This is a genomic window from Anaerolineae bacterium, from assembly GCA_013178015.1.
In the GTDB taxonomy this organism is placed as follows: domain Bacteria; phylum Chloroflexota; class Anaerolineae; order DRVO01; family DRVO01; genus Ch71.
Genome location: JABLXR010000031.1, coordinates 45,236 through 67,256, shown reverse-complemented (window position 1 = coordinate 67,256; position 22,021 = coordinate 45,236). Strand labels below are relative to the sequence as shown.

Sequence of the window (22,021 nt, the reverse complement as noted above, 5' to 3'; positions counted from 1 at the left end):
CTGACCTTAAGACAGCCCGTAAGGGCAGACACCTCTCCCCACCAGGAGGGCCAACATGGGGTCTGCCTTACGACATCGTTCCGGTTATTCGTGTTGCCCTGCAGGGTACGAACCCCATGTTCCAGGGAGGCTAGACTGATACTCCAGTGATGCGCACCCGGGTAACGGCCCGTCTCTGGCTGCCTCTGACCCGGTAGCGCTGCTTCGGCTTGTACTTGAAAACCACGATCTTGCGGCTGCGGTGCTGTCCCACTACCTCGCCAGTGACGCGAGCGCCGTCCACCACCGGGGTGCCTATGGAGACGTCACGGCCGTCGCTAGCCAAAAGCACGCGGTCGAACACGACTTCTTCACCTGGGTTTGCCGAGAGGCGATCCACCTCCACGACCATTCCTGGTTCGACCCGGTACTGCTTCGAGCCGCTCTCTATGACAGCATACACGGGTGCGGTCCTCCTCAGTAGCTCAACCCAACGATTATATCGGGGGCGCGGAGTGGTGTCAAAAGCCACCGGACCTTGCGGTACCCCACTCTTGGGATGTGGATATCGCGGCAGCTCTGAGGCATTGTAGGGCTTGAGAAACCCGACCCTCAGGAGTTGCCGATGGCTGCAGGGCCGTCGGACGTGTTCACTGCGAGACTGAGATCGCTCGCTCCCTGCCGCCGGGGCCAGGGGCCAGTGCAACTTGCTCCCTGCACGGCGGGCTCAAGCGCCGGGAACGCCTCCTCGCTAACCCCAGGCTGTATGAGGGCGCTGTCTTCGTGCGCTGCTTGAGTCCATCTGCCACTTCGCGGCAAGCTTGCCCCATATGCCCCAAGGGGGTAGGGCGTCGTCAAAGTCCTGTGGCAGGCCACTGGAGATGACTACTGGAGAATACTGCGGGCGAACACAAGGTTCGCCCCTACGGCTAGGGCGTTGTCACAGTGCTGCGGCAGGCCACCAGAGATGACTACTGGAGAATACTGCGGGCGAACACAAGGTTCGCCCCTACGGCTAGGGCGTTGTCGAAGCGCTGGGGCAGGCTACCGGAGATGGCTATCGGAGCCAGGCTGGGCGCTGTCGAACGCTGCATCGCCTCTGTGCCATACGTGCTGGCTGGCCGGTGGTGGTTCGTGGCCCGCGCCAGATGGCAGCTCGCCCAACGCAGGCTCGACTTCGAGAAAGCCCTACCCAAGGGGAGCTATTGTTGCCGCCATTGTTGGACACGACTTACCTTGAACGCTCTGCCGCCCTCATCGTTAGTGCGCCCTGCAGTGGTCGTCCCTTGCCCATCATCTTCACCACCTATGACCGCTCCAGCCCGCGAGGTTGCTTCCCGTCTGAGCACACTTGGCCCAATCTGGGTACTGCCCTATGTCCTCTGCCTGGCAAGAGAGGCCGACCGGCTGTGGTCGCCAGCGATCGGGTTGCGTCCCGGCTCAGCCAGAACCTGATCGAGCTACAACTGCTGGACTACCCGTAGTCCTTCCTTGCCCCGGGGCTGTTGGCCGTTGTCGTTGCCGGCCGTGGCTTCGCCAGAGCCAGCCTCGTGCGGTGGCTCGTGGTCAGGAACCGCTCCCTCGTCATCGCCTCCGATGGTGACACCTGGCTCACGCCACCCGATGGCAGGGCCGGCCCGGCGCACACGCTCTTGGCCCTCAAGCCAGGGCAGAGGCTGTGGCTGCCTAGTACCCATTGCGGCCAGCAGGAACAGGTGCCGGTGGCGGTACTGGCTCTCTGGGAGCGGGGCCACCAGGAACCCTGGTACCTGGGCTCCGACCTGACCGGCGCCGAGATGATCGAAATCCTCTACCGCTGGCGCATCCGCGCCGAGCCGGGGTATCGGGATGAGAAGAGCGGCATCATCCTCAGGCAATGGGGCGACCCTCACCAACTCAGAGCTGTCCTCCGTCTCCACCGCCTGCTGTTGGCCAACTTCCTGCTGCATCGGCTGACTGCTCTCACCAGCCAATTAGCCCAGCACGGCTTGCCACAGGGGTAATCTCCCCAAAGCGACCAGATAACAGCCCCGGCGGCCTCCCCCTTGGAGCGGGCTCCCACGTCTCCACCACAAGCTGCCCACCGGCTCAGGCAAGAACTGGCCTAACCACCTCCTGCCGTCGCCCACCGTGGCCGCGCCTCCACGCTGGCTTGGTGGCCGCGCCCCTTCGCCGTGCGCGATCATCTCAGCTCCGTCCGCCTTGGAGTGGATAGGTCGCGCCTGAGCGACCTGGGGCCACCGGTGCGCCGAGCCATTCCTTGGCTCGGCATATTCCTCTAGCCCTTCACCCTCCTCTGGACAGCACGACCACTACGCCATCGTCTGCGCTGCTGGTGGCCCCCCCCGGCATGAAAGTGGGGTACGGCAAGCTCTTCCGCCATTGACGGGGCACAACCCTTCCCCGTCTCTACAGCGTTCCGACCTGCCTGTAGGGCTCCGGGGCGCACTCACTCATCGCTTCCGACAGGCGAGCTGGCGTCCATAGATCTGTGCACTCAGCGGAGTCACAGAGGTCGGCCATGGAGGGCGGAGACCAAGGGGGAGGCACGCCCGTGTTCCATGGCTCACGGCCATACTATCGCAGACGGGGTCCGCGCCCTTCTAGGGCACGTTCTTGACCACTTCCGCCAGGGCCTCGGGGGTGAATGCCCTCAGGGACGTCGTCTTTGCCACTCCCCGGCTGCCCATGCCCAACAAGAACGCCAAGGCCACTTCGTCGCTGGGGAACTCATAGATACCCACCGAATCATACTGGCCCATCAGCACGTAGCAGGCCACCACCCTGCCGCCCATGGCCTCGACGGCCTGGTGGGCCTCTGCAATCCCTCGTGGCAGCTCTTTGACATTCGCCATGCCCGCGCTGGTGAACTGGTAAAGCACGCAGTAAGTGACCATAGACCTCTCTCCCTACGTTGCTGCCGGCAGCGCGCCTCCCTGCCACCCTTCTAGCCCCCGTGTCGGCGCCCGTCAAGAGCAGCCACCCTCTTGTGCCGCCCCGTGCCGTGTACACGGATGCGAGACTCGCCTGAAAGGCTGCGAGGTACCAACTCCACCTGTTCTCGCGCCGCTTCACGAAAGCGGGCCTCCTTCAGGGGCATGGTCCTGGCCGCAGGCTCAACCACTGCGGGTATGGACCTTCAGGACACTGCATGGGGAAGTGGTGACAGGAATGGCCATTGTTGGCAGGCCGACAGCAGCCATGACTCCGGGCGCCGATCCGGGGGTCAACGATGGTCATCGTCAGGATACGCATCAGAAGGGAGACGGTCCAGGGTTTGGCGGAGACGATGCGGTTGGCCTACAGGGGGGCTGGGGTGAGTCTGACCAAGTGCACCTCCGCCCTGCTGGCTGTGGGCCAGGGTGCGTCGGTGGCGAGCCTGGGGGAGAATCACGGGGGTCGCCACCGGGTGCAACTGGCGGAGAAGCTTGTTGACGGAGGGAGTGGTGGGTCTGCGGGTAGAGTGGAAAGGGGGTGGGCCAGGCAAACTGGCTGCCACCCAGAAGGCTCGTCTGGTGGAGCTGCTTCAGGCCAGGGCCGGAGGCGGCCAGCTGTGCTGGTGGCTGCTGGAACGCCCTGCTCATCCACAGGTTGATCGAGCGTGAGTCCAGCGTCCTCTAGAATGTGCACTAACTGGCCGAGCTGCTGGATCGACTGGGTTTCTTCTTCCAGAAGGCGCGTTTCTCTGCCGATGGGAAGCATGAAGCGGCCCGCCAGCAATGGCTGGACCGGACCTGGCCAGCACTGCTGGAGCGGGGCAGGCGCAGGAGAGCCCTTATCCTCTTTGGCGACGAGGCCAACTCCGCCCAGTGGGGCTCACTGGGCCACAGCTGGGCCCCGGTGGGCTGGCAGCCTGTGCTCGAGACCAGCGGCAGGAGCAGGGCTTACAGCGTCTTCGCACTGATCCAGTCCTTTGGCGGTCGCTTCTTCCACCAGGGCATTGAAGGCAAGTGCGATGCCGATAGCTGCATCGCCTCTCTGCGCCGGGTGCTGGCCCAGACCCACCAACGCCCGTCCCTGATCCAAGACAACGCTCCCTACCAACTGGCTGCCAAGGTGAAGCAGTTCCTCTGCGAGCAGGCCAGACGCCTGAGCGTCTACCACTTGCCCATGTACTCCTCCGACTGCAACCCGATCGAGTTTCTCTGGCGTGCGGTCAAGCGCCACGCCACCCACAATCGCTACTCCCCCACCTTCACCTTGCCGATTGACTCGGCCGAACGCGAACTGGTTCTCGTGGCCCAAGACCAACAACAAGACCTCTCTCCGTTCGGGTTCGGTCTCAAGCGCCCATCGCAACCGCAAGCTCATGCAGCATAGTCGAGAACGTCATCTGACAAGCTGTAGTTGGCACAGACGGGCACCGTCCCTGCCCGGCGACGAACGCGCGGGCCCGCCTCCTACCCCGCTTCCGTCACCGCCGCGGGGCCTGCGGCACTGTGCGCGAGAGGGGAGACGTGGCCGAGGCCCTTCGCCTGTGATCCGAGCCCGTGGTAGACAGGATCTGGGGCGCGCCCTATTCTTCGGCCATGGCGTTGACGGTCGCCTGAAGCGCTTGAGGGAGTTAAGTATGAAGCAGATAATGTTTGACCAGGTGCGATCCCCAGGATTGTCGCACTTCTCCTACGTCGTCGGTCGCAATGGTATCGCTGCCGTGATTGACCCGCGTCGGGACTGCCAGGTCTACGTTGACCTAGCAGCACGGCGGGGATACCACCTCCGCTACGTCCTGGAGACCCACCGCAATGAGGACTACGTGATTGGGTCCCTGGAGCTGGCTGGGCTCACCGGCGCCGAGGTGTGGCACGCCGACTCTCAGCTGGACTACGGCTACGGCCAGGCGGTGGAAGACGGACAGCGATTCGACATTGGGGGGCTGGCTCTGCGCGCCTTCCACGCCCCGGGGCATACTGAAGGCATGATGAACTACGTCCTCCACGACGGCACCGGCGCTCCCTGGATGGTCTTCACCGGCGACACTCTGCTGCCGGGCGACGTGGGGCGCACTGATCTGCTAGACGAGGAAAAGCAGGAGGAGATGGCCGGCCTCCTGTATGACACCATCTTCGAGAAGATACTGCCCCTGGGGGATCAGGTGATCGTGTGTCCGGCCCATGGTGCCGGATCTGTGTGTGGGAGCGAGAGGGTCGCCGACCGGCCGATCACGACGGTGGGCATCGAGAGGCGTCACAATGCCGCCCTGCAGCACTCTGATCGGGATGGCTTCATCCGGTTCGTGTCCCACAGCCTGGAACGGCCGCCGTATTTCAGTATGATGGAGCAGCTCAACCGCGACGGTCCCCCCGTCCTGGGTGGTCTTCCCGTGCCTCCACCGCTGCCACCCGACGTCTTCGCCGACCACGCGTCCGGCTCTCAGGTGCTGGACACGCGCATGGAGCTGGCCTTCAACGCCGCCCACGTCCCCGGGGCGCTGTCCATCTGGGAGCAGGGCGTGCCCTCCTTCGCCGGATGGTTCCTAGACTACGAGCGACCTATCCTGCTGGTTACCGACCCGGCGACGCCGGAGCAGGCCGTGCGCTACCTGATCCGGCTGGGCTACGACGACTTGGTGGGCTACCTGGGCGAGGGTATGGTGGGCTGGCACACTTCCGGCCTGGATAGCGACAGCATCGGTATGATCACCGTTCAGGAGCTGTGCGGGGTGCTAGATTCGGGCGAGCGGCTGTGGATCCTGGATGTCCGGAGCCAGCGAGAGCTGGAGGGCGAGGGGCGCATCCCGGCGGCGCATCACGTCCCCATCACGCAGCTTCCCGGCCACCTGGACGAGATCCCGCGGGATAGACCGGTGTTCGTGTTCTGCGGCAGTGGGCTGCGCTCCACCATCGCTGCCTCTCTGTTGCAGAAGCAGGGCCACGACGACCTCACGGTGGTGCTCGGAGGCGTGGCCGGCTGGACCTCCACTACCTGCCCGCTGGATCTGGGCGATGTAGCGGTCTAGCCCCGTCAGAACGAAGGAGCATGGTCCGGGCTGGGGCCACCCCTGCCGGTGGCGGCTATTGCCCTTGGGAGAGCGACCGCGCCACCTCGGCGAGGGTGTCGTCCGTGCCCACGTTGCCAGGGAAGACGACATAGGCCAGGCCGGGGAACTTGCTCTCCTGGCCCAGGCTCCATACCGGCACCCCGTGGGCGATCTGCCCCAGGACCAGGGCTCGGCGGACGGCCAAGGCGTCCGTAGCTAGGTCACTGGCCGTGATCCCTCCCTTGGCGATCAGGAACCGGGGTCGGACCGGAAGCCCGCGGACCAGCTCCACCAGAGCCGTTGAAATCGAGCGGCCCACGGCCAGGGCCTCCGTTCGGTTTCCACCGCCTACGTGCTCTCTGCTGGTGAAGAGCACGACGTTGGCGTCGTTGGAGAGGGCGTTGGCCAGGGAAGCAGCGGCCTTCTCGAGGCAGGCCCGACGCTGAGCTGGGTCGAGCACGGTGGGCACATCTAGCTGGACGGATACCCATCCCGGCTCGATAAGGAGCCTCTCCAGCTGCCGAGTGGTCTGGGAAACATATGAGCCTACCACGACCAGTCCACCACGGGCGTCGGTGCTGCGGGAGCGCACTTCGGCGGGCTGCAGTAGCGGGCGGTCAGTGATGCCCCCACGCACCTTAGCGAAGGAGGCAGCGGTACGGCAGAGGTATCGCCTGCCACGGTTCTCGGCTTCCGCGAGGGCCAGGACGACAACCTCCAGGTCTCGGTCGTCGGCAGCGTTGACGATCGATGGTTGGCCTCCCTTGAGGGCCAGCAGCTGGGGCAGCACCCCCTCGGGCCCACGGCGTCTGATGGCATCGAGCGATATGCTTGCCACCTGGTCTGCGGGCCACCGCCCACCCGTCTTCTCCTCTACCCAATGGCGAAGGTTGGAGTGGGCATAGCCGAAAGCCGGGTCGCGAGCGAAGTCCGTCTGAGCTGCTGGGACCAGGGTGTCTCTCTGGAGGACGTAGTGGACGTCATCGAGAGTGAAGCGTCCGCCCTCCCGGAAGTAGGGGGCGATGAGAAGGCCATCGGGCTCGAACTGAAGCCCCTCCGCCAGGGCATCGGTCTCGGCCGGGTAGTGCCCCCGGAGAGTGGAGTCGCTGCGGCTGATGACCTCCAGGCGACGTCCGGTCTGCTGCGAAGCAGCGCGCAGGTTGGTTCCCAGCTCCCGCCCCAGGGCGACGGCTCGCTGGACCGGTAGAGCGCGGGAGTTGGTGAGCACGTAGAAGACCGAGGTGCCGGCCGCCAGTTCGCGCCCAAGTTCGGCCGGGCCCCAGGTCGTGAGTACGGGCACGTCGTGCACCGTCTGAGTGCCGGTGGGGTCGTCGTCTACTACCACCACTGCCGTGCCGGATGCTTCCAGGCAGCGGCGGATATCAAGGCGGAGATCGCCATCGGTCCAGGGCGGGGGCAGAGCGGCAAAGGCGTCAGATGCCCTAAGAGGTGAGTGTCGGTCTCTAGCCTCAGGCTGGGTCACACTCATGTGGGCCTCTAGCTGCCCATCTGCTCCAGCACGTCCCTCAGGTGCTCGATGCCGAGGCGAGGGCTGGAGAGGACCTCGAGCCCGGTCTCTTGGGACAGCCAGGGCGCTAGCCTCGTCATGGAAGCCTGGGCCAGGGTGAGAATCTCCACCTGAGGAGCCAGGTCGAGGGCGCCCTCCAGGACCATGCGATCGTGCCGTTGCTTGTCGCCTCCCATGAGCGCCTCGAAGGCGCCTTCGCTTAGCCGGGGGAACACCTCTACCGTCTTCCCCACGTCGGCTGCCTTCCGTCGAATGAGGTCGGTGGTGGGGCCCAGGGTAGTAGGCACCGTGGCTAGCACGCCGATCCGCGCCGCGCGGCTGACTGCCTCGCGCGCCATGGCCTCGTCTATCTTGATGAGGGGCCGATCCACGAACAGGGCGGCGACGTCTGCTGCGGGGCCGAGGGAGGAACAGGCGGAGAAGATGGCATCCACCCCGGCGGCCTGAGCCGCCTGGGCGAGGAAGGTCAGGCGGCGAACGGCCTCTGGCGTTACCTTCCCCGCGCGCATGACGGCCGCGAGCACCTCGCTATCCACGAAGTGCAGCACCTCGACATCTGGGAGGATCTCCCTAAAGAGGTCGTTGATCATGGTCTCCACCTGGATGAAGACGAAGCTGGTGTGCAGCATTCCCACCCGTTTGGGCATGAGCTTCCCTCCTTGTGAGTGCGGTGACAGAGGCGCGGACAGGCGTCTGCCGGTCATGTAGAGTGGCCCCATCGGGCACCAGTGTCAAATGGCAGCGCGAAGCACGTTGACCGGCTGGCCCGCCGGGGCCATAATGCCGGCTTGGATAGAGAGCAGGAGGACATCAGATGCCGGAGCGAGTAGGCTTCATCGGACTGGGGATCATGGGCAAGCCCATGGCTCGCCACATACTGGAAGCGGGCTATCCTCTGACCGTACACAACCGCAGCCGCGGCGCCGTGGACGAGCTGGCTGGCCTGGGAGCGACTCCGGCTCGATCGGCGGCGGAGGTGGCGGCTGTCTCCGATATTGTGTTCACCTGCCTCCCCGACAGCCCCGATGTGGAAGCAGTAGCCCTGGGCGAGGCGGGCATCAGCTCGGGGATTCGCCCTGGCAGCATCTACGTGGACACCAGCACCATTTCACCGGTCACCACCAAGAGGGTGGCTCGGGCCATGCAGGAGAAGGGTGTCCGCATGCTGGACGCTCCCGTGAGCGGGGGCCAGATCGGGGCGGAAAACGCCACTCTGGCCATCATGGTTGGGGGCGAGGAGGATGCCTTCGAGCGCGTGCGCCCCATCCTGGAGGTGATAGGTAAGAACATAGTGTACGTGGGCCCCAGCGGCGCTGGCCAGGTGACGAAGGCTGCCAACCAGATCGTGGTTGGCCTCACTCATGCGGCCGTGGCGGAGGCCCTGGTGCTGGCGGCCAAGTCGGGAGTGGATCCAGCCAAGGTGGTGCAGGCGATCTCGGGCGGCGCCGCCCGATGCTGGGCGCTCGAGAACCGCGCCCCCAAGGTGCTGCAGCGGGACTTCGAGCCGGGGTTCTACGCCGCCTACCACCTGAAGGACCTGGGCATCGCCCTGGAAGCAGCCCGGGAGTCCGGCGCGGTTCTGCCAGCCACGGCGCTGGTACGGCAGATGTACCAGTCGCTGGTGACTCACGGCAAGGGAAGGCTGGACCACTCCGCCATCATTCAGGTGATAGAGGGCCTGTCAGACGTGGAGGTGCGCGGGGGAACGGGCGGCTAGGCGGAGGGCACCGGGCCTGTGGCTCCGGCCGCCTCTGGCCGCGGCCTGCGCCCCAGGGAGGTAGTCCCGGCCAGCTCCAGCACCAGCCTGGCGTTCCGTGCCACCTGGTCGCCGTACTTGGTGAACACCCCGACCACGATGGCATCGGTGGGCTTGATGCCAGCCAGGGTCCGAGCGAAGGCGGAGCGGAGCGCGGCGTCACTCGTGGCTAGTCGACCCGCTCCTAGAATCTTGAAGGCCAGGACCGGGCGGACTGTGTTACGGATGGCGGCCAGCATCGCTTCCCGGTCATCGTGCTGGAAGCGCTCATCGGTGGTACGCTGGCCCGCGGGCGATGGCCTCTGGCCCAGGGGACGGCTCAGGTTGTAGAGGGAGGCCATGTAGAAATCCAGGTCCCAGCTGCGCTCGTCGGCGTAGGCCAGCACTTGCGGGATGTGGGTGCCCAGGCCGACCAGGCAACCGGTGTCCCGTATGGCGCGCAGATAGGGCTCCACCTCGTCTATCCGGCCCTGGTGCCAGAGCTGATCGGTGCGGGCCCCGTGGTGGTAGATGCCGATGGCCCCGGCCCGCGCTATCTGGCTGATGTTAGCGAATACGTCGGCCCGTTCGCTGGCAGTCTGCGCGATCCAGTTGAGCCTGCCTCCGGCCCGCCAGTGGTCGTTCACCAGGCGCATCATGTGGTTGTCGCCGCGAGACTGGAACGTGTTGATTCCCCATCCCTCGGCACGGCGGAGGGTTGCGAGGATGCGGGCGGCAGAGTGGTACTCCCGCATCTCCCGGTCGGCTTCAGAGGTCTGGTGGGAGTTGCCGCTAAAAGGATTGCCGCCGATTATCAGCCGGGACAGGCTGTGAGGGCCGATCTGGATTCGAGGCATGAGATCGCTCATCTTGAGAGACATCTTCCCTTACCTGCAACTGGAGACTACTAGGGGAACATCGCCGGTTGGATTCGATCTGTCAAGCCCGCGCACGGGAGGCGAGCTGCAGTGAACGCGAGCGGAGCGGGGAGAATCGAGGAGCTGCTCGACAAGGCTGCGACGCTGGCAGAGCGACTAGGCAAAGGCCGCTCGGTGATCCGCGCGGAGGAGGAGCAAGGAGGCGAGCGGGCGGACTACTACTTCGAGCGATGGCTCAGCCTTCTGACGGATTACGAGCAGACGGTGGACGAGCTCAGGAGGCTGGGGGCACCGGAGGAGCGCATCCGATCGGCGGGTGGCGGCCATGGCACATGACCTGCACAACTCCTGTCCCAGACAGCAATCGCGGACGGGAGGTAGAGATGCTGGCCGCTTTGGCGTTCTGTGTCGGCCTGATAAGCGGTATGCTGGTGATGGCCGTCCTCTTCGTGTCGCGTTCGGGCGCCGGAGTGCAGGATCCGACGCTCTGAAAGGCTGTTGGAGGACAACAGAAGCCCCAGTACCTCACCGAGTCGGTCTGGATCTACCGCGACTACCTCTTTGCCGTAGTGCCCAGCGACTGGTATAGTCCCTCCATTCCATGCCCCCCGCCCGGGGTGCGGGGAGTTCTCGCCTGATGAGTGAGTTGGGCGCTCTGCTTCGCGAGGCGCGTGAGTCCAAGGGACTAAGCCTGGCCGAGGCAGCCGCCGATACCCACATTAGACAGCTGCACCTGGAGGCGATCGAGGAAGGTCGCAGGAAAAGCCTTCCTGACCTCGTCTATCTCAGGGGCTTGGTAGCTAGCTACGGCAGGTATCTGGGGCTGGACCCGGTCGAGGTGCGAAACTTGTTGGAGAAGGAGTACGGGCGGGCCTCCCGGGGTGGCGGCCGCGTGGACTCGCACCAGCCGCTGAATGAGCCGCTCATCGGTGGCGGTCGCCTACTCCTTGCCATTGGCCTTCTGGTGCTGGCGGCTATCGTCGTAGCTGCCGTTCTGTGGTGGTACTGGCCAGTCCTCGAATCTTGGGGACGTGATCTGTTCGGCTGGGAACCCGCGACGAACCCCGTCGCCACTCTGCCGCTCACGGCGGAGACCGCCGCGCTGGCGCTGTCCGATCCGACGATGACCGCTACCGTTGCGGTCAGCGACACCATTCCCACTGCTTCGCCTTCGAGGATGGATCCGACGCAGGAGCCTACCCTGCCAGCTCTGCCGACCTCGGCCGCGCTGCCACTTCCCACCCCCGGACCCACGGCGACGGCTGTGCCAGTGGTTCCGTCGCCTACGCCCACGTCGACGCCCGTCCCGGGCATCTGGCTGCAGGTGCGCATCACCAGTCCCGCCTGGCTGCGCGTAGTCGCCGATGGAGAGGTGGTGTACGAGGGCACCCTCCAGGCGGGTGAGGTGCGCCAGTGGTTCGGCGGTGAGTCGGTCCTCCTACGCACCGGAAACGCCGGAGGTACGGAAGTGGCTGTCAACGGCGAAGACGTGGGTCCTCTGGGCGAGCCAGGTCAGATCGCCGAGTACGTGTGGACGTGGGACGGCGATACCGCCGCCCCTCGCACCGCTTCCGACTGAGCTCGCTCTGCCGATGACAGGGGCAGCGGAGCGCTCCGGATGCGGGGCGCCTCTGCGCTTCGGCACCGCCGGTGTCCCTCGAAGCCTAAGTGGAGCCAGCCACCTGGATGGCATCGCTGAGGTGCGGCGGCTTGGCCTGCAGGCCATGGAGCTGGCTTTCGTGCACCGGGTGAACGTGCGGCCGGATCAGGCACCGGATGTACAGGCCCAGGCACATCGGCTGGACGTGGCCCTCAGCGCCCATGCGTCCTACTACATCAACCTGAACTCCCCGTCGGCGGACAAGGTCAAGGCCAGTCGCTACCGGGTGTTGCAGGCCGCTCGGGTCGGGTATCTCTGTGGTGCCGACACGGTCGTGTTCCACGCCGGATGGAGGCACGACGACGCACCTGAGCGCGTGTACCAAGTGGTGCGGTCGCACGTTGCTGAGATGTCGCACATCTTGCGAGAGGAGGGAGTCCACATTTGCCTGCGCCCGGAGACGACTGGCAAGCAGGCTCAGTTCGGAGACCTTGACGAACTGCTCCGGCTGGCGCAAGATGTGCCCGGCGTCAGACCTTGCCTGGACTTCGCGCACTTGCACGCCAGGCAAGGACTGATGAACACGGAGGACGAGTTTGAGCAGGTGCTGCAGCGCATGGGGCAGGCGCTGGGGAGCGAGGCCCTGCAGGACGTCCACATACACGTCAGCGGCATTGAGTATGGCGCCCGAGGGGAAATCAGGCATGTGCCTCTGCCGGAGTCGGACCTCAACTACAGGGGGCTCCTGGGCGTTCTCGCGCGCCTGCGCGTGTCGGGGCGCGTGATCTGCGAGAGTCCGACAAACGATCAGGACGCAGTACTGCTCTGGCATACGTGGTTGCGGATCAGATCCGATCAGTGTTAGGAGGGTGGCGAATGGCAGCGAAGAACGAGATCATCAAGATGCTGTACGACGACATGCGTGATGAACACGGAGCCATCATTCTCTACCTGCAGCACGCCTACCTGCTGGGGGAGGGGGAAGAGGCGGCCGAGATAGAACAGACAGCGCGGGATGAGATGCGCCACTTCAAGTGGCTGGCGCAGGCCATCACCCAGCTGGGCGGGGAGCCCATTCTGGACCGCACCGAGATGGAGCTAGGCGGCAAGGCCCCACTCGAATGGATGGCGAGGGACATCCGGGCCGAAGAGGACGCCATCGCTCAGTACGAGGCTCACAAGAAGGCCATTGACGACCCTAAGATCGTCGCCCTCATTGATCGCATCCTGACGGACGAGCGTGCTCACCTGGAGGTCTTCACTTCTTTCCGCGAGAAGTTCGGTCCGGGAGGCGAGCTCGAAGGGAAGCCCGCCGGGATCTACCAGGGCGAGGGCTTGGCGGCTGAGGTAGCCAGAGTGCTAGACTACGCTACCCAGCACGAATACACGGTCATCCTCCAGTACCTGTTCCACTCCTTCGTCACCCCGGACTACGAAGCGAGCCGAGAGCTGGAGACCATCTCTATCAATGAGATGCAGCACCTGGGCTGGTTTGGCGAACTGGCTGCTGAGTCGGGTCACTTCCCCCTGTTTGCGCGTGGCTTGGTGCACAAGGGGGAAGCCACCGGGGACATGCTGGGAGCGGATTTGGAGGCCGAGAAGAGCGTGGCCGCTACCTACGCCGAATACGCTGACCGCTTGCGCAACGACGAGGATCAAGCCGAGCTGGTGGAGACCCTGGACCGAGCCCGGGAGAACGAGGAGTTCCACATTCACATGTTCGACCTGATGCTGGGGCGAGTGCGGGAGAATGATCCGGCCTCGCAGCGGCCGGGCCTGGGCCGTACTCAGCCGGCGAAGGAGCGTGGATCCGGCAAGGATTCGGCCTCGGTTGCCGACGCCCGCACCGGGACACCGGCGGAGAGGGCGGACGCCGCGCCCGACTTGAGCTCGGCGGAGGGGAGGCCCGCCTCTGGGCGCACTGCGCCCGGATTCACGGTAGGTAGCCTCAAGTCTAGGTAAGGGAAGGCCGGCCCAGTCTGTCTGCCACGGGCCGAGGATTTCCAGTCATAACGCTGTTGGAGGTGAGACAATGGAGTTGTTGTTGCGACAGGACGCTCCCTTGAGCGACCAGGAGTGGGAGCAGATTGATTCTGCCGTGATGCAGGCCGCCCGGGCGAACCTGGTAGGGAGGCGGTTCATCAGCCTGTACGGGCCTCTGGGCCTGGGAGTGCAGGCCGTGTGGGTGGACAAGGTCAAGGGCGTGAGCCCGGGCACCATGGGCACCTATGGCGAAGAGGAGACCGACGAGGTCGTGCCCACGGAGAGGCGCCTGCTGGCGCTGGAGATGCTGTACAAGGACTTTCGGCTCACGTGGCGGGACATCGCCACGGCGCGGGACCTGCACGCTCCCCTGGACGTCTCTGCCGGAGCAGCCGCGGGGGCGATGCTCGCCCGCGCGGAGGACCGACTGGTGTTCTACGGCACGGACGACAACCCCGGAATCATGAGGGTTCCCGGACACGTGACGGTGGCGATCGAGGCTGGCTGGGAGGAGCCGGGAAGTGGGCTGGCGGCGGTGGCACAGGCCCGCTCGCTATTGGTGGCCAACGCCGCCATGGGCCCGTACGCTCTGGTGCTCGCGCCCGACTTGTACACCAAGCTCCTGCGCATTCTCGGGCACGGAGGTAGGCTGGAGCTGGAGCTTATCAAGTCGGTGGCCGAGGCGGGGGTCTTCCAGAGCCCCATTCTGGATGCCGGCACAGGCGCTCTGGTCTCATCCGGCCCTGACGTCTTGGACCTGGCCATCGGCGGCGATATTCAGGTCGCCTACAAGGGCCCGGAGGAACTGAACCATCCCTTCCGGGTGCTGGAGACCCTGGCGCTGCGGATACGGCGCCCCGAGGGAATCTGCGTTCTGGAGTGAGCGATCGTGCCTTCCGCGTCAGTACATTCTGTCAGTCGGAGGAGTTTGCCCGATGTCCTCAGCATCGAACGCGGCGGCGCTGGCAGCGCTGGCGTACGCGATCATCAACGAGCAGGAAGGTAGACGCTACTACCTCGCGATTGCCCATCACGTGCGGGACGAGATGGGTCGGCGCATGTTTCTGGGCTTGGCCCATGACGAAGAGGAGCACTACCGTGTCCTAGCGGGCGAGTATCAGAGTCTGCTCGATGGCGGTGGGTGGATCAGTGTGGAGAAGGCCAAGGCCGCCTCTGTTCCCCCGATTGAGCAGTTCAAGGTTTCCCCTGGCGACGTGCCTGGGGCTGCCATACCCGAGGAGCGGCTCTTCCCGGATCCGAGCCGGGTGATCCCTGGTCTTCACGCCGGGTCGGGCGACCGCGAAGCGCTGGAACTGGCCCTCAAGGCAGAAGAACGCGGATTCGCCCTCTATCGGGATGCCTACGAACGGGCCGACGACCCCAACGCTCGAGCTGCCTATCGCCTCCTGATGGAGGAGGAGAACCGTCATCACCAGTGGCTGCAGCGAAGTCTGGAGTACCTGGAGGACAACAACACCTACTGGGACGACACCGAGTTCCCGTTCTTCACCGGCTAGGCGCGCTCCCGTAGAGGCCAGACCTTACTGACGCGGGCACCGGACCTCCGCGCGAAGGTCCGGTGCCTGCGTCAGTTGGTGGTTCCAGTGGAGAGCGCGAGAGAGACCGGAGGGCAGTTCGGCGAGAGTGAGTGGCTATGATTGGGGCGGTCAGCGGTATCGAATTGGCCGGCCTGGGCGACTGCCTCCCAGCATGCGGGCGCGACGGCGATACTGAGGGGGGATGGGCTTGACGGGAACCCTCATCAACGCGGGGGCCGTGGCAGTCGGAGGAGGTGCCGGCCTTCTCCTGGGCAGCCGCCTGGGCGAACGGCCCCGAGAGACAGTAATGGACGGCATCGGGCTGGTGACGATCGTGCTGGGCACTCAGATGGCGCTGAGGACCGAGAACGCGTTGGTGGTGCTGCTGGCCATGCTGCTGGGGGCACTGGTGGGCGAATGGGCTAAGATCGAGGATCGCTTGGCGTCGCTGGGCGATGCCCTACGGGCACGGGTTCGGGGGACAGATGGATCCCGCTTCACCGAGGGATTCGTGGCCGCCAGCCTGCTCTTCTGCGTCGGTCCGATGACCATCCTGGGAGCACTGGACGATGGCCTGAGGGGGGACTACTCCCTGCTGGCGGTCAAGTCCGTGCTCGACGGCTTCAGCGCACTAGCATTTGCTTCCACTATGGGTGTAGGAGTGCTCTTCTCGGTGGTGACCATCCTGGTCTACCAGGGCGCCATCACTCTGCTGGCCGGGGCGGCCGAGGCCGCCTTCACTGCCCCGGTGGTGGCCGAGCTGACCGCCACCGGTGGAGTGATGGTCCTCGGCATCGGGATTCGTCTGCTCGGTATTCGGGGGGTGCGCGTGGGCAACTTCCTGCCCGCACTGGTGTTCGCGCCTCTGATCCTAGCCATTTTCCAGGCCGTCTGAGGAGCAGCCAATGCAGCGAGTGAACGAGTTCGAGCTACCCTATCGGGGCGGCGACAGCGGGGTCAAGTACTTGTTCCGTGGGCCGCGCGTGGACTGGGGCGTCATCCTGCTCAGACCAGGAGAGAGCCTGCCCGCCCACTATCACAGCGAAGTGGAGGAAACGTTCTTCGTGGTTCGTGGACGCGGGGTGCTCCATTCTGGTGGCCGGGAGCACGCTCTGATCCCAGGCGATGCCTATCGCATGGAGCCGCGGGACGATCACAAGATCGTCAACACCTCGGACGACGACCTCAAGCTGGTGTTCATCAAGGCGCCCTTCCTCCCTGAGGACAAAGTGGACCTGTAGGAGGGCCCGTGCTCATCGGCATGGACCTGGGGACGTCCAGCGTTCGGGTGGCCGTGGTGGACCAGGGCGGCCGAATCCTGGGCTTGGGTCAGCGGGAGTACTCCATCGAGGTGCCCTGTCCAGGTTGGGCCGAGCAGGATACGGAGGTGTGGTGGCGGGCCACCGCTGCGGCCTGCTCCGAGGCGCTGCACTGCTCCCAGGTGCCGCCCGCATCGGTGAGGGCCATCGGACTCTCGGGGCAAATGCATGGCACGGTGCTCGTCTCTGACGATGGGCGGGCAATCGGGCGCGCGATCATCTGGGCCGACGGACGTAGCGCTGCCGTCGCCGATGGGCTCAACTGCGAACTCGGGCTGGACCGGCTGGCGTGTATGGCTGGGAACAGGGTTTCCCCCGGCTTCATGGCTGCGACGCTGCGGTGGCTGGGGACGGAGCGGCCTGAGTTGCTGGAGAAGGCACGGTGGGCGCTCTTGCCCAAGGACTACCTGCGTCTGCGCCTCACCGGGGAGGCCGCCTCGGAACCAAGCGACGCCAGCGCCAGTCTTCTGTTTGACATAACACGTGACCAGTGGTCGGCGGAGCTGACCTCGGCGGCAGGAGTGGAGACGACGCTGCTGCCGGGAATCGTCGCCTCTCATGCTGTCGCCGGGCGGCTGACTGCTGCCGCCGCAGAGGTGTTGGGGTTGCAGGCAGGCACGCCCGTGGTCGCTGGGGCAGGGGATCAGGCGGCCCAGGCGGTGGGCAACGGTGTGCTGGAGCCCTCGACCGCCTCCTGCACCGTCGGAACGGGAGGGCAACTGCTGCAGCCGGCCGCTTCGCCCAGCCCCGATCCGCAGCTGAGGGTGCACTGCTTCCGGCATGCCGTCCCGGGCACGTGGTTCCTCATGGCAGCTATCCTCTCGGCGGGGCTTTCGCTGCGCTGGTGGCGAGATACGCTCGGATTGCCGGCCGACACCGGATACCAGATCCTTGATGGGGAGGCGGCAGAGGCTGGGCTCGGTGCCGGCGGGTTGCTCTTCCTACCCTACCTCCTAGGCGAAAGGACGCCACACATGGATAGCCGGGCCCGAGGAGCCTTCGTGGGACTGGCGCTGGGCCATGGGCGTGGCCACCTGGCTCGAGCCATCATGGAAGGGGTGGCTATGGCGCTGGCCGAAGGGCTGGAGGTCCTGAGCGAGCTGGTTCCACGCCCGAGCATGCTGGTGGCCTCGGGCGGAGGGGCCAGGAGCCGGTTGTGGCGCCAGATCCAGGCCGACGTCCTGGGGCTGCCGCTGACGACAGTGATCGGTCAGGAGAGGGCGGTGGTGGGCGCAGCCATGCTCGCCGGGATGGGAGCGGGTGTATTCCACTCCTTCGAGGAGGCTCGGCAGGCGTGTGTGATGTATGGCCCCTCAACCGAGCCACAGCCACAGGCGCGCCGAGAGTACGAGCGGCTGGCGGCCATGTACCGATCCCTGTATCCGGCTCTCCGACAAGTCTTCGAGGGTCTGGCGGACTGGCGCGTAGGCATGGGAGCGGGGACCTAGGAGGGGCTGAAGTGGAGCCTGAGCTGGTGCATCTGCGCGTCTACCCGTTGGTGGCGCCGACGGGGCGGGAGACCGAGTTCACTATCGCGCCCAGGGCTGTCGACGACCGGCTGCCTGAGGGTGACTACCGGTGTGAGCTCCATCCCAAGGTGTGGCCCTCGAGCCCGGCGACAGCCGCAGCGGCACGAGGGCCTGACGGGCGGGTGCGCTTCCGGTACGCTCCCCGCTTCGCTGGCGAGGTGGGGCTCACGTTAGAGTTTCCGGGAGGGCGCCGCCACCGGGTAGGAACCCTGTTCGCGGTGGAGCCGGGCCTAGCGGGGTTGCTGCCTCTGAGAGGAGATCTGCACACCCACACCTGGTACTCTGACGGCCGGTCCTCGCCTGCCGAGCTTCTCAGAGCGGCCTGGGCAGCAGGCTTGGACTTCGTGGCCGTCACCGACCATGACAACTGGAACGGTGGCGCGGAGGCCGCCTCCCTGGGGGAGGCCCTGCCCATCGTGGTCATACCGGGCGAGGAGGTCACCTTCGAGCGCGGTCACCTGGTGGCAGTGGGCACCCGGGCGGGGATATCGGAACTGCGGGAGAGGCCTGAGCATCGCCGTCAGTTGGCGGAGATCGAAGAAGACCTGCGACATCTGGGCTGCGCTGACGACCTCGCCGCGCGGTATGCGCGGGCGCTGTGGGCGGCTCGCAGTATCCGGGAGTTGGGCGGCTTGGCCATCTTGGCGCACCCGTTCTGGGTGACAGGGGGCGAGTTCCACCTGGATCGAGAGGTGGGCCGGCGGTTGTGCCTCGATGGCGAGGTGGACGCGATCGAACTGCTGGGTGAGGTGGAGTTCGAGGACAACTTGCTCGCCATAGCCCTGCACATGGAGCTGCTAAGGGCTGGGGTGTCGCTGCCCGTCGTGGGCAACTCGGACACCCATGGGGTGGAACACACCTTGGGCCAGTATTGGACTGTGGCGTTCGCTCGAGAGCGTAGCAGTGAAGCCGTGCTGGCAGCGGTGAAGGCGGGCAAGTGCGTGGCCTGCGTGCAGCTACCGGGTCAGCCCCTGAGGGCCTACGGCCCCCTGGAACTAGTGGAGTACGCCTACTATCTGCACCGGTCATGCTTCCCTGAGCTGGATATCCTGCACGCTCAAGGGAGCGCGGTTTCCCTGCGCTCAGCCGAGGCCGTGGAGCAGTACCGGGCCTGCTGCCTGGGCCTAGCTCCCGTAGCGCAGGCTCGCGTGGGGGCGGGGTGACCGGCTACGAGGGCGATTGGCCGGCGCTCGAGTCCGAAGCAGTGCCCTCCCGGCCGCCGAGGTTCAGCTGGGCGGCGCGCACCGCCGCTTCCACCCTGCTGTCTACGCCCAGCTTGCCGAAGATGCCGCGCAAGTGATACCGGACGGTCCTCTCCGCGCAGACTAGCTCGTCCGCAATCTCTCGGTCCGTCTTGCCTACCATCATCAAGCGCAATATCTCGAGCTCTCTCTCAGTGAAGAGGCCCTGCCCGTCCTGGGGCATGTAGGCCTGCCGGCTGCGGGCCAACGCGTTCAGGGCGCGGGTGCTGAACCACGTGTCGCCCCGGTAGACGGCCCGCAAGGCTCGGACGAGTGCTTCAGGCACTTCGTCCTTGAGGACGTACCCCGCTACACCTAGCGCCAGCATGCCCTGTACGTAGACGTCGTCGTCGTAGGCGGTGAGCACCAACACCCGGACGTTCGGGCAACGGCGCTTCAGTTCCTCAACCACGGACCCTGCCGGAGACCCGGGCATGTGCAGGTCCAGGAGGAGCACATCGGGCTTGAGCTGCATCGCCAGCTGCAGCGCTTCATCGGCGTTGCTGGCCTCGCCTACCACGCTGACGTCCCCTTCGCTTGCCGGCGTGGCTCGGATGCCAGCGCGCATGAAGGGGTGGTCATCAGCCAAGAGCACTCTGATTCGCCGATCAATCACTGGGGTCTACCTCGCTGAGGTCAACATCAACAGAGATCTCCGTTCCGTAGTCAGGACGGGAGCGAATGGTCAACTTGCCCGGCAACAGGGAGACGCGCTCCGAGATGCTGAGCAAGCCGAAGTGACCCTCGCCGGTCAGCTGGCTCAGGCGCTCGGGTACGACGAAACCTTGTCCGTCGTCACTCACCAGGAGGTGAACGCGCTCGGCCTCCACCCTCAGCCTGACACGCACAAAATCGGCTCTCGAATGCCTGATGGCGTTGCGCAGGGCCTCCTGGGCCACTCGAAACAGACAGAGGGACACGCGAGAGGGCAGCCGAGCCGAACCCTCATCCAGGTCCAGCTCAATCTCGGGCATGCGGCCCAGATGCTCCTGTTCCAGTCGGGACACGTAGCCGGCCAGCGCCGCCGCCAGGCCCAAGTCGTCCAGCCCGGCCGGGCGCAAGCCGCTGATGCTGGACCGCAGCTGGGTAACCACTGCTAGCAGCTCCTGCCGGAGCGAGTCTAGCGCCTCGGAAGCCGCCTGCACGGCCGAGCTCTGCTCGCCGCCGTCATCGGCAAGGGTGTGCCGGTAGTGGGCGACGTGGTAGGTGACGGCGAGGAGTTGCTGCACTGCTCCGTCGTGCAGCTCGTGGGCAAGGCGTCGCCTCTCTTGCTCGACGGCATCGAGGAGGCGCTGGTGAGCCCGGGAAAGCTGCTCGTGGCTGCGGCGCAGCTCTTTCATAAGCAGCACATTGTGTGCTGCCACCCCGGCGCGGTAGCCCAGCAGTGTCAGAAGGCGCACGTCATCAGGGGTGAAGAAGTCGGCATCGGTCTTGGGACCTACCAGCAGAAGGCCGTACGCCTCGCCCCCCGAGACGAGCGGCACCCAGAGAGGCGGTTCCATGGCCAGCAGGAACCGCTCCGCCATGCCAAGGCTGTGTGAGGCAAGTGCCTGCCGCAGTCCGTCTTGGGTGACGGGGCGTGGGTGGGTGGAGAGATGCTCCACCAGGGGGCCATCCACGGGGACAGCCAGGTCAGCATTCTCCAGGTGCATCGACCCCACGGCCTCGACCAGACGCAGGTGACCGGTGCTGTCTTTGAGGAACAGAGCGGCGCCGGAGAGGCCTAACTCCCGAACGAGCTCGGAAACCAGCATGCGGCGCAGACGCTCCTGGTCCAAGGTGGTGGAAAGAGTCTCGGACAGGCGATCCAGGATCTGGTCGTACCCAGGGCCGCGACCGAACCAGGTCCACTCGGACAGGCCGGTGAACCACCGCCTTGTGCTCGGCCCGACGGCAACGATGGCAGCCGAAGCGACCAGCAGAGCGATCGCCCAGGCCTGACCTACTGGCAGGCCAGCGACAGTGAAAGCGGCCATTGCCACCAGGAGGACGAAGGTGAGCAGGACGGCCAGCATCAGGTAGACAGAAAGGAACCGCAGGCGGACCCCGTGCCCCGGGGCACCGGTCATAGTGAAAGCGTGGGAGTAGCAGAGCGGGCTCAGGAGGGAGCCAAAGAGGGTGATCTCGTAGGGCACGTAGACTGGGCTGTGAAAGGTGTCGGGCAGCATGGACAGCAACACCAGAGGGGCGAAGGCGACGATGTTGCCATAGGTTACCAGACGCAGGGGTCGCAGCTTCACCTCGGGCCAGTCCCGCCTCCAGGAGAACACCAGCCAGGCTCCGGACACCAACACAGACAAGGCCGCCGACAGGCGGACCATTCCCCGCCACAGGGAGTACCAGGGCTGCTCTGCCAGGACGGCGAAGGAGGCCAGAGCCGGCGGCAGGGCGAGCCCCAGGGCCAGGCCGAGGAGCGCCGCGAGGACCCTCCGGGAACGGCGCCCCAACGGCTCCCCGAGCAGGCGGTGATGAAGGAGGAAGAAAGCTGGTGCTGCCCCCGCCAGCGAGATGAAGTACAGCCTCATGCCCACATCGCTGCCGAGCAGCCCGAGCTTGCCGGAGGCCACTGCAATCGAGAAGCCTATGAAGGTGAGGAAGGGAGAGGGTTGGGGCAGGTGTCGCAGTCGCCAGGCTATCATCGCCAGTCCGAGGGCGACCGCTAACGGCGCCAGGTCCTCGGCCAAAGAAGGACAGGCCCCTCCGTGGAAGGG

The 22,021-nt window shown here is 65.7% G+C and carries 22 protein-coding genes; 15 read left to right on the top strand and 7 right to left on the bottom strand.

Translation table 11 applies throughout. From position 1 onward, the window contains the following. Positions 1 to 130: 130 nt before the first annotated feature. On the bottom strand, positions 131 to 442 hold the full coding sequence (gene rplU, locus HPY83_13070) for a 50S ribosomal protein L21 (protein ID NPV08878.1): 312 nt from the start codon (positions 440 to 442) through the stop codon (positions 131 to 133). 1,087 nt (positions 443 to 1,529) lie between these two features. Between rplU and HPY83_13065 the strand changes: the two genes are divergently transcribed. Further along, positions 1,530 to 1,982 carry a hypothetical protein gene (locus tag HPY83_13065; protein ID NPV08877.1) on the top strand — a complete coding sequence of 151 codons (453 nt, stop codon included), beginning with the start codon at positions 1,530 to 1,532 and terminating at the stop codon, positions 1,980 to 1,982. 600 nt (positions 1,983 to 2,582) lie between these two features. Here HPY83_13065 and HPY83_13060 read toward each other — a convergent pair. Continuing rightward, on the bottom strand, positions 2,583 to 2,876 hold the full coding sequence (locus HPY83_13060) for a GYD domain-containing protein (GenBank protein ID NPV08876.1): 294 nt from the start codon (positions 2,874 to 2,876) through the stop codon (positions 2,583 to 2,585). A gap of 534 nt (positions 2,877 to 3,410) precedes the next feature. On the opposite strand from HPY83_13060, the gene HPY83_13055 reads away from it, so the two are divergent. The 3 genes from HPY83_13055 to HPY83_13045 all read left to right on the top strand — a co-directional run bounded on the left by HPY83_13055 (position 3,411) and on the right by HPY83_13045 (position 5,938). Continuing rightward, a complete protein-coding gene (locus HPY83_13055) occupies positions 3,411 to 3,584 on the top strand; it encodes a hypothetical protein (GenBank protein NPV08875.1) in 174 nt (57 codons plus the stop codon). Positions 3,585 to 3,612: 28 nt separating this feature from the next. Next, on the top strand, positions 3,613 to 4,299 hold the full coding sequence (locus HPY83_13050) for a hypothetical protein (GenBank protein NPV08874.1): 687 nt from the start codon (positions 3,613 to 3,615) through the stop codon (positions 4,297 to 4,299). 259 nt (positions 4,300 to 4,558) lie between these two features. After that, complete coding sequence (locus HPY83_13045; GenBank protein ID NPV08873.1) at positions 4,559 to 5,938, top strand: MBL fold metallo-hydrolase; 1,380 nt, start codon at positions 4,559 to 4,561, stop codon at positions 5,936 to 5,938. Between the two features lie 55 nt (positions 5,939 to 5,993). Here HPY83_13045 and HPY83_13040 read toward each other — a convergent pair whose 3' ends face one another. Beyond that, positions 5,994 to 7,448: a hypothetical protein gene (locus HPY83_13040; GenBank protein NPV08872.1), complete on the bottom strand. Its 1,455-nt coding sequence runs from the start codon at positions 7,446 to 7,448 to the stop codon at positions 5,994 to 5,996. Between the two features lie 8 nt (positions 7,449 to 7,456). Continuing rightward, a complete protein-coding gene (locus HPY83_13035; GenBank protein ID NPV08871.1) occupies positions 7,457 to 8,134 on the bottom strand; it encodes an Asp/Glu/hydantoin racemase in 678 nt (225 codons plus the stop codon). 167 nt (positions 8,135 to 8,301) lie between these two features. Here HPY83_13035 and HPY83_13030 point away from each other — a divergent pair, with 167 nt between their 5' ends. Further along, on the top strand, positions 8,302 to 9,204 hold the full coding sequence (locus HPY83_13030) for a 2-hydroxy-3-oxopropionate reductase (protein NPV08870.1): 903 nt from the start codon (positions 8,302 to 8,304) through the stop codon (positions 9,202 to 9,204). Here the strand turns inward: HPY83_13030 and HPY83_13025 are convergent. Beyond that, positions 9,201 to 10,103 (bottom strand): hypothetical protein, encoded by a 903-nt coding sequence (locus tag HPY83_13025; protein ID NPV08869.1) that lies wholly within the window; start codon positions 10,101 to 10,103, stop codon positions 9,201 to 9,203. The genes HPY83_13030 and HPY83_13025 overlap by 4 nt on opposite strands. 87 nt (positions 10,104 to 10,190) lie before the next feature. On the opposite strand from HPY83_13025, the gene HPY83_13020 reads away from it, so the two are divergent. From HPY83_13020 to HPY83_12975, 10 genes are all read left to right on the top strand, one after another. Beyond that, entirely contained in the window at positions 10,191 to 10,436 is a 246-nt protein-coding gene (locus HPY83_13020) for a hypothetical protein (GenBank protein NPV08868.1), read from the top strand. 301 nt (positions 10,437 to 10,737) lie between these two features. After that, a complete protein-coding gene (locus HPY83_13015) occupies positions 10,738 to 11,679 on the top strand; it encodes a DUF4115 domain-containing protein (protein NPV08867.1) in 942 nt (313 codons plus the stop codon). 13 nt (positions 11,680 to 11,692) lie between these two features. Continuing rightward, on the top strand, positions 11,693 to 12,565 hold the full coding sequence (locus HPY83_13010; protein ID NPV08866.1) for a TIM barrel protein: 873 nt from the start codon (positions 11,693 to 11,695) through the stop codon (positions 12,563 to 12,565). An 11-nt stretch (positions 12,566 to 12,576) separates the two neighbouring features. Then, positions 12,577 to 13,662: a ferritin-like domain-containing protein gene (locus HPY83_13005; GenBank protein ID NPV08865.1), complete on the top strand. Its 1,086-nt coding sequence runs from the start codon at positions 12,577 to 12,579 to the stop codon at positions 13,660 to 13,662. A gap of 70 nt (positions 13,663 to 13,732) precedes the next feature. After that, entirely contained in the window at positions 13,733 to 14,566 is an 834-nt protein-coding gene (locus HPY83_13000; protein NPV08864.1) for a bacteriocin family protein, read from the top strand. A 52-nt stretch (positions 14,567 to 14,618) separates the two neighbouring features. Then, a complete protein-coding gene (locus HPY83_12995; GenBank protein NPV08863.1) occupies positions 14,619 to 15,200 on the top strand; it encodes a ferritin family protein in 582 nt (193 codons plus the stop codon). Between the two features lie 223 nt (positions 15,201 to 15,423). Beyond that, on the top strand, positions 15,424 to 16,116 hold the full coding sequence (locus HPY83_12990) for a DUF554 domain-containing protein (GenBank protein ID NPV08862.1): 693 nt from the start codon (positions 15,424 to 15,426) through the stop codon (positions 16,114 to 16,116). 10 nt (positions 16,117 to 16,126) lie between these two features. Beyond that, complete coding sequence (locus HPY83_12985) at positions 16,127 to 16,462, top strand: cupin domain-containing protein (protein ID NPV08861.1); 336 nt, start codon at positions 16,127 to 16,129, stop codon at positions 16,460 to 16,462. Positions 16,463 to 16,470: 8 nt separating this feature from the next. Continuing rightward, the gene (gene xylB / locus HPY83_12980) at positions 16,471 to 17,988 is read left to right on the top strand and encodes a xylulokinase (protein ID NPV08860.1); all 1,518 of its coding nucleotides are present in this window, start codon (positions 16,471 to 16,473) and stop codon (positions 17,986 to 17,988) included. Positions 17,989 to 17,999: 11 nt separating this feature from the next. Further along, positions 18,000 to 19,232, top strand: a complete 1,233-nt coding sequence (locus HPY83_12975; protein ID NPV08859.1) for a CehA/McbA family metallohydrolase — start codon at positions 18,000 to 18,002, stop codon at positions 19,230 to 19,232. A gap of 4 nt (positions 19,233 to 19,236) precedes the next feature. Here the strand turns inward: HPY83_12975 and HPY83_12970 are convergent, their stop codons facing one another. Continuing rightward, complete coding sequence (locus HPY83_12970; GenBank protein ID NPV08858.1) at positions 19,237 to 19,926, bottom strand: response regulator transcription factor; 690 nt, start codon at positions 19,924 to 19,926, stop codon at positions 19,237 to 19,239. Further along, complete coding sequence (locus HPY83_12965) at positions 19,919 to 21,994, bottom strand: GAF domain-containing sensor histidine kinase (GenBank protein NPV08857.1); 2,076 nt, start codon at positions 21,992 to 21,994, stop codon at positions 19,919 to 19,921. The genes HPY83_12970 and HPY83_12965 overlap by 8 nt, the downstream gene beginning before the upstream one ends. Positions 21,995 to 22,021 lie beyond the last annotated feature (27 nt).